The sequence below is a fragment of the Hydrogenobaculum sp. genome (assembly GCF_049967395.1).
Taxonomy (GTDB): domain Bacteria; phylum Aquificota; class Aquificia; order Aquificales; family Aquificaceae; genus Hydrogenobaculum.
The window spans coordinates 1-13,437 of record NZ_JBMFST010000044.1; the positions used below are offsets into that span (position 1 = coordinate 1).

The following is a 13,437-nucleotide window of genomic DNA, read 5'->3' on the forward strand; positions in this document are numbered from 1 at the left end:
GTACAAAAATAACCACGATAATACTGCTTTATATGTTTTTACCGATATCTCTTATGATGTTTGCATCAAGCTTTGTGATAGTAGAAAGCGTTAAGACGTTTATAAGCGATAAAACAAAGCTTGTTTTGAGAACTTCTATAAAACTTTCTAAAGAGATTGAACAAAGTCAATATGAAAAAGCTATCCTTTATAGAAATTTTTTGAGTAAGTTGATTTTCTATGAAGACCCTTATTCTCTTGTAAATCATTTTGATATAAGGGCGGTGCATGAAGTATCGGATTGCAACAACCCTATTGTAGAAAATCAAGAATCTTACAGCATATGCGTAATGAAAGGAGATAAAGCGTATGTATTTGTGGTAGGTAAAGATGCCAAGCTTGAAAAGTCTTCAAAAGCCTTAAACCGCTTTGCCAAAGAGTTTATCGTGCTTGTAAAAACAAGAGATATATTAAACGGAAACTACGTTGCCTTTATTGTGATACTTGCTCTTATGGTGGTGCTTTTTACTGTTTGGTTTGGAATATTTTTAGCCCGTCATATATCAGAACCCATTGAAGAACTCTCAGAAGCCGCCAAAACTCTGGCAAAAGGAGACTTAGACACAAAATTACCTACACCAAAAACCAACGACGAACTCTCAGAACTTATTGAAGCTTTTCAATACATGAAAGAAAATCTTAAAAAACTTTACCAAGACCTGATAAAAGAAAAAGACCAGCTAAACAAACTCTTAGATAATATACCAATAGGTGTGGCTTATGTAGATAAAGATTACAACGTAATAAGAGTAAACAAAGCCTTTTTAGATATGTTTGGAAACGCTGATATAAAAAATTTAGATTTTAAAGATAAAAACATAAAACAAGACATAATAGAACTTTCAGAAAACGAAAAAATCTTTATCTTTGAAGATGTAAGCCCTATGGTAAACGCTCAAAGGCTATCGGTATGGAAAGAAACAGCCCAAAGAGTAGCCCATGAGCTAAAAAACCCGCTCACTCCCATAAAGTTAAACATAGAAAGGCTTTTGAGAATCTCAAAAAACCATCCAGAAAAGCTTCAAGACACCATAAACGCCGTTGGAGACATAGTATTAAAAGAAATAGATAAAATACTAAAACTCCTTCAAGATTTCAAAGACTTTTCAAACATAGACGTATTAAACAAATCCAAGCAATCTATAAAAAGCGCAATACTTGAAGCGGTAGAACTCTACAAACCCTACAACGTAGAATTTGAAATAACAGGGGACAATATACTAGAGTTTGACAAAGAAAAGATAAAGATAGTTTTTATGAACCTAATTCAAAACAGCATAGAATCCAAAAGCACAAAAATAAAAATAGATATAAAACCTACTGAAATCCTATATCAAGACAACGGCGAAGGCATAAAAGACTTATCCAAAATATTTTTGCCTTATTACTCCAGCAAACCCACTGGCACAGGACTTGGTCTTAGCATCGTAAAAGCCATCATACAAAAACACGGCTGGAAGATAGAGGCTCTTCCTTCAAGCCAAGGAGCTTTGTTTGTGATTAGACTGATATAAATACCATCCTATTGCAAGCAATATACTCAAAACACTTTCTATCTTAAAAGCCAAATACAAGTTTATAAAATGAGAGAGTATTCCTATTGTAAGGTTTGCAAACAAAGTAGCGTTTGCTACGGAAAAGCCATATATTCCATATGCTTTTGAGCGCTTTTTAACCCCGTAGAAACTAACTAAACTTCTACCTATCACATCGTAGAAAGCGTTGAAAAGACCAAACATCAAAAATCCTATGTAAAAGTTTAAACTTGCACTAAACTGAGCTATTGAAAGTATCAAAAGCGTAATGCTAAACAAAGCATGTTTGTTTTTTACGCTATCGTAAAGCTTTCCCACAGGTATGCCAAAGAGCGTATATATAAGGTTAAAGAGTACATAGCCAAGGGATATGTCAAAAAAAGACAAGTTTGAGGCTTTTCCTATCAATATATAAAAAGCGTAGCTAAAGTTTGTGCTAAGACATAAAAATATCACAAAAGAAAATATGTAAAAATCTTTTGGTATAGTATCTTCTTTTTTTGTAAGCTTTAAATCTCTTTGAGGCTCAAAAACAAAAAATAGAGGCAGTATAGCTAAAAAAGCAGGTATAAGAGCTATTATGATAAGGTGTTTTATGGAACTTTCCGTGGAACCAAACTTGTAAAAAAACCAAAGCACAAAAAGACTTCCTACAAGAGCCCCAAAAGTATCGGCAGTCCTGTGTATGCCAAAGGCAAGACCAGTTTTTTCTTTCTCTACAGACAAAGAGAGTATCGCATCTCTTCCAGGGCTTCTGATGGCTTTTCCTACTCTATCTAAAGATCTTCCCAAAAGCACAAAAAACCACGTATTTAAAACTATGCTTGATATGTATAAACTTTTTGATATGGCAGATGTGAGATACCCTCCTATGATAAGGGGTTTTGCTTTTAGTTTGTCTGCCAAATCACCGCTAAAAATCCTTAAAAAATTTGATAAAAACTCAGAAAGCCCTTCTACAAGCCCTATATCAAAAGTAGATGCTCCTAATATTGTAAGAAGAAGGGGTAAAACGGGAAATATTATTTCAGAAGAAGCATCTGTGAGAAAACTCGTTAGGCTAAAAAGCCATATGTTTTTGTTCATTTAGATAATTCTAGCATACGTTCTATAGGTTTTCTAGCTTTTATGATAATATCCTCTGGAAGCGTTACTTCGTTTATCTCATCTTTTAAGGTTGTATAAAGGTTTGCAAGGGTTACTCCTTTCATGGTGCAGCAATATACCGGCGAACCGCAATAATGCATTGCCTCTGGGAAAATATAAGTTTTGGTGGGGTCTTTTTTCTGAAGTACGTATTTTAAACCTACTTCCGTTATTACTATGATTTCTTTATGAGGGGTTGATGTGGCAAAATTGATTATCTGGCTTGTGCTTCCTATAAAATCAGCGTGTTCTAAAACTTTTGGATTGCACTCAGGGTGAGCCGCCACAACGGCATTTGGATAGCGCTCTTTTAGGGCTTTTAAATCAGATAACCCAAATTCGTAATGAGGTGGACAAAAGCCTTTCCATATGATAATCTCTTTGTCTGGCACGTTTTTCTTTACCCAATTGCCAAGACCCATGTCTGGCACAAATATTATACGTTTTTCTTCTAACTTTGAGACTATCTTAACAGCGTTTGCAGAGGTTACACATATATCAGATACCGCTTTTACATCAGCGGATGTGTTTACATAGCTTACTACGGCAGCATCGGGATATTTCGCTTTTAACTCCAAAACCCCTTGTACTGTAGCCATGTCAGCCATAGGGCAGCCAGATTCTGGATTTGGATGTAATACCTTTTTATTGGGATTTAGGATTTTTGCAGTTTCACACATGAACCTCACACCGCAAAAGACTATAATATCTTTATCGGTTTGCTGAGCTTTTCTGGAAAGTTCCAAAGAGTCTCCTACAAAATCCGCCAAGTCTTGTATCTCTGGTCTTTGGTAATAATGAGCCAATATCACAACACTTTTTTTGGCTTTTAGCTCTTTTATCTTTTCTATATAATACTCGTTAGGCAGTTCTACTGAAACTGGTTTTTCAATAGTTAACGTTTCCATAGTAATAACCTATTCATATAAAAGTTTATTTACAATAACCTATCTCATAATCATAAAAATTTATTTGGTTTATAATACTAAAATCCTGAAACTTTTATAGGAGTTTAAAAATGGGTATACCGATTAAGCTTATTGCCGGTTCATCAAATATGAAGTTAGCTCAAGAGATATCAGAATATCTTGACATACCATTATCAAAAACGCTTCTAAGCAAATTTAGCGACGGTGAGATAAGAGTCCAAATAGAAGAATCTATGAGGGGTGGGGATATATTTGTTATACAATCGTTATCGGCTCCTATAAACGATCACATCATGGAGCTTGTATTACTTCTAGATGCTATTAAAAGAGCTTCTGCCTATCGTATAACGGCAGTTATACCTTACTTTGCCTACGCAAGACAAGATAGAAAAGACAAACCCAGAGTCCCCATAAGCGCTAGAGTGTTGGCTGACATGATTACAACAGCTGGAGCCCAAAGGGCTGTGATAGTTGATTTACACTCCCCTCAAATCCAAGGTTTTTTCAATATACCAGTAGATAATCTATTGGCCCTCCCAGTATTACACGATTATATAAAGTATAAAGTAGATCCTGCCAGTTCTGTGGTTGTATCTCCAGACGCCGGTGGTGCTGAAAGGGCAAGGCAGCTTGCCAATAAGCTTGGGTGCAACATAGCTATCATATATAAGAGAAGACCAGAGCCCAATAAAGCAGAAGTCTTTGATGTAATAGGAAACGTAGAGGGTAAAGATGCCATTATAATAGACGACATTATAGACACAGCAGGCACGCTGGTGGCAGCTACCAATATGCTCATAAACAAAGGGGCAAAATCTGTCAGAGCCCTCACAACCCATGGTATATTTTCTGGACCGGCTTTGGAGCGTATAAACAACTCAATTTTGGATGAAGTGGTGGTAACAAACACCATATGCCAGCAGGGCAAAGAGTCTAGCAAAATAAACATAGTAAGCATAGCGCCAATAGTGGGTGAAGCTATAAAACGTATATACGAAAACTCTTCTGTAAGTTCTTTATTTGTATGATATAATATAAAACTCTTAGGATGGGTGGCCGAGTGGTCGAAGGCGCACCGCTGGAAACGGTGTGAAGGGTGATGAGCTCTTCCGCGGGTTCGAATCCCGCCCCATCCGCCACTTAAACTTTTAGGCTTTATATTGCAAAGCTTCAAATAGAAGTTTTACTTCGTTTGGTTTTAAATGTCTCCACTTACCTTTTGGTAGATTGCCAAGAGAAATAGGGCCTATTGCTGTTCTTATAAGATGTTTTACAGGTTTTTTAAAAGCTAAGAAAAACCTTTTTACAAGATGATTTTTCCCTTCATGAAATGTTATTTCTATGTTTGCACCATTTTTAAACCTTTTTAAAAGCTTTAAGCTATCAGGCTTTACAAACCCATCTTCTAGCTTTATGCCCCTTTTCATCTTTTCCAATATCTCGTCGTCTATCTCACCTTTTACAGTAGCTATATATACTTTTGGTAGCTTGTATCTTGGATGTATTATTCTGTTTGCCAATTCCCCGTCGTTGGTAAGTATCAACAGCCCTTCTACGTTGTAATCTAACCTTCCTGCTGGATACACTCTAACACCAACATCTTTTATTAGTTCTTTTATAGTTGGTTTTTCTTCCTTTTCCCCCAAAGATGTAAGATAGCAGCATGGTTTATTTAGCATTATGTAGACAGGTTTCTGAGCTTTTACTATGCGTCCTTTAAACTCTACTATATCTTCATCTGGGTTTATAGTAGTACCAAGCTCTTTTACTATCTTGTTGTTTACCTTAACGTAGCCTTTTTCTATATACTCATCTGCCTTTCTTCTAGAGCACACCCCAGCCAAAGATAAAAATCTATTTAACCTCATTGTCTTATAAGTTTAAAAAACTCCTCCTTGGTTTTCATATCATTTAAAAAACTGCCTCTCAAAGAAGATGTTATAGTAGAATGTCCTGGTGATCTCACCCCTCTCATAGACATGCAAAGGTGTTCAGCCTCTATCACTACGCCTACTCCCATAGGTTCTAATTCTTTTTGGACTATATCGGCTATTTCTTCTGTAAGTCTTTCTTGGACTTGCGGTTTTAAAGCCATAGCCCTTACTGTTCTTACAAGTTTAGACAATCCACATATCTTTTTGTTTGGTATATAGGCTATATGGGCTTTACCAAAAAAAGGCAGAAGATGATGCTCACACATACTATAAAAAGGTATATCTTTTACTATAATCATCTCAGAATAGTTGCTGTATTCTTCGAAAAGCTTAAAATCAAAAGTCCTTTCTTTTTCAAACTCCTCCCACATTCTAGCGACTCTTTCTGGGGTTTCTTTTATACCTTCCCTTGTGATATCTTCTCCTATGCCTTCTAAGAAAAGCTTTATACCTTCCACAATTTTTCCTTTGTCAATCATTTTAAAACCTCTCACTAAAATTTCTGCTAAATATATTAGATCTTAATATCACTATCAATGGGTTATCTCATGAAAGAATTAGTAAATATGTTCTTCTGACGGAAACATATTTTCTTCAACTTCTTTTTTATAGCTTTTGATAGCTTCTAAAAATATCTTATAGCCGTTTGTATATCTTTTTACAAATTTAGGCTTCATAAAATCCACAAGACCTACTATATCCTCAAACACGAGGACTTGCCCATCTGTGCTTGATCCAGCCCCTATTCCTATTGTTATAACACTTTCAGAGTATAGCTCTTTTGCTAAAGAATTTGGTATGCTTTCAAACACTACCATAAAAGCTCCAGCTTCTACAACGCTTTTGAAATCCTCTTTTATAATATTTTTCTCTTCTTCGGTTTTACCCATAAATCTAAACTTTCCGATAGTATTTATCCATTGAGGCGTAAAGCCTATGTGAGCACATACGGGGATACCTACCTTTGTTAGCTTTTCAATAAGAGGCGCAAAATAGCTTCCGCCTTCTATTTTTACGGCATCTGCTTTTGTTTGTTTTATGACGTTGCCGCAGTTTTTAATAGCCTCGTCTACAGAACCTTGATAACTCATAAAAGGCATATCCACTATAGTAAAAGTATTTGGAGCTCCTCTTCTTACGGCCTTAGCATGGTATATCATCTCTTCTAGTGTTACGCCCAAGGTGTTTTGCTCTCCTTTAAACACCATTCCAAGAGAATCTCCCACCAAAATGGTATCAATGCCAGCTTCTTCACAAATTTTGGCCGATATGTAGCTACTTAGAGATACCATTGTGATTTTTTGATTGTTTTTCTTTTTTTTAAATAAAAGCTCTATGTTTAATTTATTGGTCATCTTCTTGGTTTTCAAAAGAAAGCTGATTGAGAGCTTTCTTCCTTAGGTAAGCTTCTATAAAATTATCTATTTCACCATCCATCACAGCTTCTATGTTGCCAGACTCTTCACCTGTCCTTAAATCTTTTACAAGCTGAGATGGTTGGAAGATATAAGACCTTATCTTATAGCCCCATCCTATATCTGTTTTTGGTCCTTCTAAACTTTTTTTCTTTTCTTCTATCTTTTGAAGTTCCAATTGATACAGTCTTGCTTTTAGCATTTCCATAGCTTTTCTTCTGTTTTGAATTTGAGAGCGCTCTTGCTGACAAGCTACCACTATACCAGTTGGTATATGGGTTATTCTAACGGCTGTGTCTGTTTTGTTTACGTATTGACCACCGGCACCAGATGCTCTGTAGGTATCTATCCTAAGGTCTTCTTCTTTTATTTCTATATTTACATCTTCGTTAACCTCTGGGACTACAAGAACAGAAGCAAAAGATGTATGCCTTCTGGCGTTGGCATCAAAAGGAGAAATTCTTACAAGCCTATGAACGCCGTTTTCAGATTTTAAATAACCGTAAGCGTATGGTCCTTTTATATAAAGAGTGGCGCTTTTTATACCGGCTACATCGTCTGGATTTATATCTGTAAGTTGTACTTCATAACCATGTTTTTCAGCCCATCTTGTGTACATTCTAAGAAGCATGTTTGCCCAATCGCAGGCCTCTGTCCCACCAGCACCAGCTTGTATGGTAAGGTAAGCGTTGTTTATATCCATTTCATCAGAAAGGTAGGTCTCAAGCTCAAACTTCTTTAAATCTTTTTCTACAGCCTCTAACTCTTCGCTTATTAGTAGCGTTGTGTCTAAGTCTTCCTCTTTTAGTTCGCTTACCATCTCATCCAAATCTTTTATACGGCTTTTAAGAGATGTGTAGGTATTTAACTTATCCTGAAGGGCTTTTCTTTTTTGGCTTATGCTTTTGGCTTTTTCTTGGTCAGACCAAAAATCAGGCTCTGACATCATCTGGTCATACTTTTCTATCTCTTTTTTTATCTTTTCCTCGTCTATAGAAGAAGATAATTCTTCAAAGCGCTTCTTTATATCAGAAAAATTGCTTACTATTTCTACCATATTATTTTATATCTACTACTTTGTATCCCCATTCTTCAATGGCAGATTTTATGTCTGCTTCCGAGAGTTTTGTCTCGTCGTACTCTACATCTGAGTATTTTTTATCTAGCTTTGTGTCGAAGCTTTTAACACCTTCCAAAGCTCCAAGCGCTTTGTTTACCGTATTAACGCAGTGCATGCAAGTCATGCCTTCTATGTAAAATATCTTTCTCATAATATATATTATAATCTTAAAAGCCAAACAAATGTATAAAAACTATCATAATATAAGCAGTTTTAGTAAAACATGTTGAAAACTTTTATAAATATTGATATAAAGCACTTGACAATAATAGACTAATATTTTATAATATTAAGTATGAAGAAAGATTATTACGAAATATTAGGGGTTAGTAGAAACGCTACTCAAGAGGAGATTAAAAAAGCGTATCGTAGACTGGCTAGGAAGTATCATCCAGATTTTAACAAAGAGCCAGGGGCCGAAGAGAAGTTTAAGGAGATAAACCAAGCTTATCAAGTACTCTCCGATGAAAACAAGAGAAAAATCTACGATCAATTTGGAGAGGAAGGTTTGTCTGCTAGCATGGGTCAACAAGGTGGGCAAGACGCGTGGACAAGAGTAAACGCTGATTTTGGAAACTTAGAAGATTTGCTAAGAGATGTGTTTGGCTTTGGAGATTTGTTTTCTGAAGATATATTTACTGGTGGTAAAAAATCAAGAGGTTCTTCAAGGCAAAGGCCTATAAACGGAGAAGACATAGTAAAAACTGTAGAGATGACTTTAGAGGAAGCTTACACTGGGAAAAAGGTAAATTTGGAGATAGAAAAGGGTGTACCTTGTGATGTATGTGGGGGCTATGGATACGATAAAAACTCCGAAAAGGTGTGTCCTACTTGTAAAGGGACTGGGAGCGTTAACCAAAGGGCTATGTTTTTCTCTATATCTACCACCTGTCCTCAATGTGGTGGTAGCGGTTACATAAGGGAAGCTTGTAAGAAGTGCAAAGGCCAATCGTATATCTTCAAAAAAGAAGTTATACCTGTAAACATTCCACCTGGTGTCGACAACGGTACAAAGCTTGTAGTAGACGGCAAGGGACACGCTGGGCTATTTGGCGGAAGACCCGGCAACCTCTATGTAATAACTAAAATATTACCCCACGAAATATTTAAAAGAAAGGGCGATGATTTGTATATAGATGTAAACATTACTTATCCAGAAGCTGTTATGGGTACTACGATAGATATAAAAGATCTAAAAGGGGACAATATAAGCGTAGAAATACCACCTGGCACAAAAGAAGGAGAAAAGATAGTTGTTGCTGGCAAAGGTATGCCAAAATTAAAAGGCAGCGGTTATGGTAACCTTGTTGTAATACCTCATATAGATGTACCTAAGTTTAACATGCTTTCAAAGATTATGGGCGATGGCAAAAAAGCCGAAAAACTCCTGAAAGAACTAGAAAAGCTTTTACCAAAACCAGAAAGGGTGGTGAAAAACTATGAGCGCTGAAAGAAGAGCCAAAGCGGTATTTACTATAGGTACCGTAGCTAAAATGTATAAAATTCATCCTCAAACTCTTAGACTTTACGAAAGAGAAGGTCTTTTGAAACCATCAAGAACAGAAGGCAACACAAGGCTTTATACAGAAGAAGACCTTGAGCAGTTAGAGTTTATCCTTATGCTGGCAAGGGATTTAGGCGTAAACATAGCTGGTATAGATGTGATACTAAACATGAAAAAGCAAATGGAAGAGATGCAAAAAGGTATAGAGCTTTTAATAGATATAATAAAAAGATTAAGAACTGAAAACGTAAAACAAGAAGACGTAGACAAAGCAATAGTGCTTATGAATGGTTTAAACAAAGGGGTAATTAAAATTACTAAAAAAACCTAATCCTTGCTTCCGCAAACGTATCTTACGCCTTTTTCCGTCTTAGCCCAATGAGGAGTATCTGGCGCCAAAACTATTTTATCTCCTGGTAAAAGCTTAAAAACTTTATCTCCAACCCCTATCTCCACTTCACCAGAAACCACCCATCTAACCTCTTCGTGTTCGTGGGTATGCCAAGGGTAGTGCGTGCCTTTACCATCTTGCCACGTATAAACATCGTAGCCTTCTTGTTTTAATATATCTTTTATTGTTTCTTCGTCTTTTATGTCAGTTTTTTCAAAGATAACTTCACTCATCTTTTACTTTTGACTTATCTTCAAGTATTTTTAAATCTGCCCTTTCTACCGCCAAAGCTTTTGGTGGTATATCTTTTGTTATTACAGAACCACCAGCTATAAAGGCAAAGTCCCCTATGTTTCTTGGGGCTATTATGAGCGAATTGCTTCCTATAAAAGCTTTTTGTCCTATGTAAGTTTGATACTTTTGTTTGCCGTCAAAGTTTGCTATCACAGTACCAGCTCCTATGTTGGCTTTTTTGCCTATATTTACATCTCCCAAGTAAGAGAGGTGTTTTGCCATTACATCTTCTTGAAGTTTTGCATTTTTTAGCTCTACAAAGCTACCCACGTGAGAGCCTTTGCCTACAACTGAGTTGTCTCTTATATGACACATAGGACCTACTGTGGCTTCTTCTTCTACGGTTGAGTTTTTTATGTAGCTCATGGGAAGCACTGTGGCTTTTTCTTTTATAGTAGCGTTTTCAAGATAGCTTCCGTTCATAACCTTTGCTTTTTTGTGTATAACGGTGTTACCTTTTAAAACCACGTTTGGAAATATTTCAGCGTCTAACTCTACTTGCACGTCAGGTTCTATATAAACAGACTCTGGTGAGTGTATGGTAACACCTGATCTTGCAAGGTTTTCCAATATTCTCATCTTCATTACACTTTCTGCAAAGCTAAGTTCCCACCTATCGTTTACACCAAAAATTTCTGTAATCTCAGAAGCCATAAAACTTCTACACGTATAACCAAGATTTGTCATAATCTCTACGATATCTGTAATATATAACTCGTTGGTTTTTTCGCTGGGTTTTAAGTGTTTAACGGCTTCTTTTAGATACGGTACATAAAACATGTAAACACCGCCGTTTACTTCGTTTATCTGCTTTTCTTCATAAGTAGCTTCTTTTTCTTCTACTATTTTTATTACGTCTCCTTTACCATCTTTTACTATCCTCCCATAACCTGTGGGATCTGGTAAGAAAGAAGACAATACCAAAGCTCCTACTTTTATTTTCTCATATTCTTCTACCATGTGTAAAAATCTTTGCATACCTTTTAGGGTATCTGGTTTTACCAAAGGAGCATCTCCGTTTGTCACAAGGATGTAGTCATCCATACCCTCAAAAAAAACTTTTGCCGATAAAAGAGCATCGGCTGTACCACCTTTTGGGTTTTCTTGCTCGAAAAATGATACGTTTTCATGTTTTAAAGCTTCTATTATACTTTCTTTTTTGTGGGATACAACTAAAGCTATATCTACTATATTTGCTTTCTTTATATAATCTAAAACATACCAAATGATAGGTTTACCAAGCATTTCATGTAATACTTTGTGTTTTTCGCTTTTAAACCTAGTACCTAAGCCAGCTGCCAATATTATCGCCTTCATACCTATATTTTAACCCACAACTCCCATCTTGGTAGCGTAAAAATAAAATAATCTTTCTATACCTATTGAATATCCTGCGTAAGGAAAATCGTTGTGATAATCTTTAAAAAGTTTTTCTTTATCTTTTATAGGTTTGTAGGAAGATGCGTTTTCTATAATGTCTCTTATTTTATCCTCGCTTGTTTCTTCTACCCAGCCGTTTGCTATTTCAATTCCATCTATAAAAAGCTCAAAACGTTTTGATATACCGTCTTTGCATATTGACAATACACCAAGTTTGCATGGGAAATCCGTTAAAAACTCTATTTGGCTTTTACCAAGATAAGGTTGCATATGCACCATCATTTTATCTATGAGCTCTTCCCATGTATCGTTATCATCAAACTCATACCCAAAAGATATAAGGTTGTTTTTAAGTATGTCTTCGTCTTCAGAGAAGATAATTCCAAGGTACTCCTCAAATGCCTTTTCAAAAGGTGTTAGTTTTGGTTTAGTCGAAATATCTTTTATATTTTCTCCGAAAAGCTCAAAAACAAGATCTGATATCTCGTTTATTGCATCAGTATTCTCAATGTTGTAGCACTCTAACATGGTAAACTCTACGCTGTTTAAATTACCGCACTCTTCATCTCTAAAGACTTTCGCTATTTGGAATATATTTGATTTGTAGGTTTTTAGAAGCGCTTTCATAGATCTTTCTGGGGATGTGTGAAGATACGCCTTTTCTTTTTTACCGCAATGGATTATCTCTATTTCTACTGGTTTTATGTATTTTTCTAAGTTTGGCTCATCTTGAATATATGGTGTGAAAACTTCTGTATAGCCTTTTGTTTTGTAAAAGTTTCTTATCTTGTCTATAAACTCTTCATAAAGTTTTGGGGCTTTTAAAGGAAGTGAAAAAATATCTATCATAAAACACCTTCTAACGCTTCTTTTCTTTGTATGCAAGTAGCACATTCTCCGCAAGGGGGTTCTGTACCTTCATAGCAGCTGTAGGTTTTATCAAAAGGCACGCCAAGAGTTTTACCAAGTTTGGCTATATCTTTTTTTGAAAAGCCTAAAAACGGGGCATAAACGTGTATTCTTTTTTTGGTTTTTACTACAAAAGAAGAACCAGCGTTGATGGCAGCTTCAGCGGAAGTTATAAACTCTGGTCTACAATCTGGATAAGGAGCATCTACGGCATGGACTGCTATACCTATGTTTTCTATACTTAGTTCGTCTGCTATTCCTGAGGCTATAGCTAAAAAAGTAAGATTTCTCATTGGCACATAGGTTATAGGTACATCGGTAGGATAAGCTTCCTTTGGTATATCTTGACTAGAAACGCTTAAAAGTGCTGAGCTGAAGTTAATCTCTTTGTAATGCGGTATTTTTACAATAAAATGTTTTTTTACACTTACCATATTTGCAAGTTCTTTTGCATATTTTACCTCTATTATGTGTTTTTGACCATAATCAAAAGATATAGCGTAAATATCTTTAAACTTCGCCTTTGCTTCCCATAAAAGCGTAGCAGAATCCATTCCTCCAGACAAAAGCACTAAAATGTTAGACATAGTCTATACCTTAAACTTTTTAAGCGTGTTTCCTAGGTTGGCACTTGCGTTTGCCATTTCTTCTATGCTTTCCGATAGATCGTTTATAATCTTGTTAATATTGGAAGATATTGTATTTAAAGAGTTTACAGAATTTTGAATTTCTTTTATAGTTTGAGCTTGCTCTTCTGTGGCATTTGCTATTTTGTCGGATATCTCAGCGGATAAACCTGATATGTGTAATATATTCTCATATTGTTTTACTAGGTTTTCCA

Annotated in this window: 16 protein-coding genes and 1 tRNA gene; 5 read left to right on the forward strand and 12 right to left on the reverse strand. The window is 35.9% G+C overall.

Going from position 1 to position 13,437, the window contains the following annotated elements; all coding sequences use genetic code 11:
• On the forward strand, window positions 1–1,553 hold a 1,553-nt coding region (locus ACP5S8_RS06525; protein WP_461876168.1), incomplete at its 5' end, for a sensor histidine kinase.
• On the opposite strand, the gene ACP5S8_RS06530 is transcribed toward ACP5S8_RS06525, so the two are convergent.
• Window positions 1,515–2,660, reverse strand: a complete 1,146-nt coding sequence (locus ACP5S8_RS06530) for an MFS transporter (protein WP_461876169.1) — start codon at window positions 2,658–2,660, stop codon at window positions 1,515–1,517. The two genes, ACP5S8_RS06525 and ACP5S8_RS06530, sit on opposite strands and share 39 nt — an antisense overlap.
• Window positions 2,657–3,628: a quinolinate synthase NadA gene (gene nadA, locus ACP5S8_RS06535; protein ID WP_461876170.1), complete on the reverse strand. Its 972-nt coding sequence runs from the start codon at window positions 3,626–3,628 to the stop codon at window positions 2,657–2,659. The genes ACP5S8_RS06530 and nadA overlap by 4 nt, the downstream gene beginning before the upstream one ends.
• A gap of 110 nt (window positions 3,629–3,738) precedes the next feature.
• On the opposite strand from nadA, the gene ACP5S8_RS06540 reads away from it, so the two are divergent.
• Both ACP5S8_RS06540 and ACP5S8_RS06545 read left to right on the forward strand, forming a co-directional pair.
• Window positions 3,739–4,677: a ribose-phosphate diphosphokinase gene (locus ACP5S8_RS06540; RefSeq protein WP_461876171.1), complete on the forward strand. Its 939-nt coding sequence runs from the start codon at window positions 3,739–3,741 to the stop codon at window positions 4,675–4,677.
• An 18-nt stretch (window positions 4,678–4,695) separates the two neighbouring features.
• Window positions 4,696–4,788, forward strand: a tRNA-Ser gene (locus tag ACP5S8_RS06545).
• A 9-nt stretch (window positions 4,789–4,797) separates the two neighbouring features.
• Here the strand turns inward: ACP5S8_RS06545 and ACP5S8_RS06550 are convergent.
• The 5 genes from ACP5S8_RS06550 to ACP5S8_RS06570 form a co-directional block, all read right to left on the reverse strand.
• Window positions 4,798–5,517 carry a pseudouridine synthase gene (locus ACP5S8_RS06550; RefSeq protein ID WP_461876172.1) on the reverse strand — a complete coding sequence of 240 codons (720 nt, stop codon included), beginning with the start codon at window positions 5,515–5,517 and terminating at the stop codon, window positions 4,798–4,800.
• Complete coding sequence (gene folE, locus ACP5S8_RS06555; protein WP_461869887.1) at window positions 5,514–6,062, reverse strand: GTP cyclohydrolase I FolE; 549 nt, start codon at window positions 6,060–6,062, stop codon at window positions 5,514–5,516. The genes ACP5S8_RS06550 and folE overlap by 4 nt, the downstream gene beginning before the upstream one ends.
• Window positions 6,063–6,140: 78 nt before the next feature.
• On the reverse strand, window positions 6,141–6,938 hold the full coding sequence (panB, locus tag ACP5S8_RS06560) for a 3-methyl-2-oxobutanoate hydroxymethyltransferase (RefSeq protein ID WP_461876173.1): 798 nt from the start codon (window positions 6,936–6,938) through the stop codon (window positions 6,141–6,143).
• Window positions 6,928–8,055, reverse strand: a complete 1,128-nt coding sequence (prfB, locus tag ACP5S8_RS06565) for a peptide chain release factor 2 (protein WP_461876174.1) — start codon at window positions 8,053–8,055, stop codon at window positions 6,928–6,930. Before prfB ends, panB begins: the two co-directional genes overlap by 11 nt.
• A gap of 1 nt (window position 8,056) precedes the next feature.
• Window positions 8,057–8,269 (reverse strand): heavy-metal-associated domain-containing protein, encoded by a 213-nt coding sequence (locus tag ACP5S8_RS06570; protein ID WP_461869890.1) that lies wholly within the window; start codon window positions 8,267–8,269, stop codon window positions 8,057–8,059.
• A 144-nt stretch (window positions 8,270–8,413) separates the two neighbouring features.
• Between ACP5S8_RS06570 and dnaJ the strand changes: the two genes are divergently transcribed.
• On the forward strand, window positions 8,414–9,568 hold the full coding sequence (gene dnaJ, locus ACP5S8_RS06575) for a molecular chaperone DnaJ (RefSeq protein WP_461869891.1): 1,155 nt from the start codon (window positions 8,414–8,416) through the stop codon (window positions 9,566–9,568).
• On the forward strand, window positions 9,558–9,953 hold the full coding sequence (locus ACP5S8_RS06580; RefSeq protein WP_461869892.1) for a MerR family transcriptional regulator: 396 nt from the start codon (window positions 9,558–9,560) through the stop codon (window positions 9,951–9,953). The genes dnaJ and ACP5S8_RS06580 overlap by 11 nt, the downstream gene beginning before the upstream one ends.
• On the opposite strand, the gene ACP5S8_RS06585 is transcribed toward ACP5S8_RS06580, so the two are convergent.
• From ACP5S8_RS06585 to ACP5S8_RS06605, 5 genes are all read right to left on the reverse strand, one after another.
• Window positions 9,950–10,246: a cupin domain-containing protein gene (locus tag ACP5S8_RS06585; RefSeq protein ID WP_461876175.1), complete on the reverse strand. Its 297-nt coding sequence runs from the start codon at window positions 10,244–10,246 to the stop codon at window positions 9,950–9,952. The genes ACP5S8_RS06580 and ACP5S8_RS06585 overlap by 4 nt on opposite strands.
• The gene (gene glmU, locus ACP5S8_RS06590; protein WP_461876176.1) at window positions 10,239–11,624 is read right to left on the reverse strand and encodes a bifunctional UDP-N-acetylglucosamine diphosphorylase/glucosamine-1-phosphate N-acetyltransferase GlmU; all 1,386 of its coding nucleotides are present in this window, start codon (window positions 11,622–11,624) and stop codon (window positions 10,239–10,241) included. The genes ACP5S8_RS06585 and glmU overlap by 8 nt, the downstream gene beginning before the upstream one ends.
• Before the next feature lie 9 nt (window positions 11,625–11,633).
• A complete protein-coding gene (locus ACP5S8_RS06595; protein WP_461876177.1) occupies window positions 11,634–12,536 on the reverse strand; it encodes an amino acid--tRNA ligase-related protein in 903 nt (300 codons plus the stop codon).
• Window positions 12,533–13,183 (reverse strand): 7-cyano-7-deazaguanine synthase QueC, encoded by a 651-nt coding sequence (gene queC / locus ACP5S8_RS06600; RefSeq protein ID WP_461876178.1) that lies wholly within the window; start codon window positions 13,181–13,183, stop codon window positions 12,533–12,535. The genes ACP5S8_RS06595 and queC overlap by 4 nt, the downstream gene beginning before the upstream one ends.
• 3 nt (window positions 13,184–13,186) lie before the next feature.
• Window positions 13,187–13,437, reverse strand: a 251-nt coding sequence (locus ACP5S8_RS06605; protein WP_461876179.1) for a hypothetical protein, incomplete at its 5' end; no start/stop codon positions are given.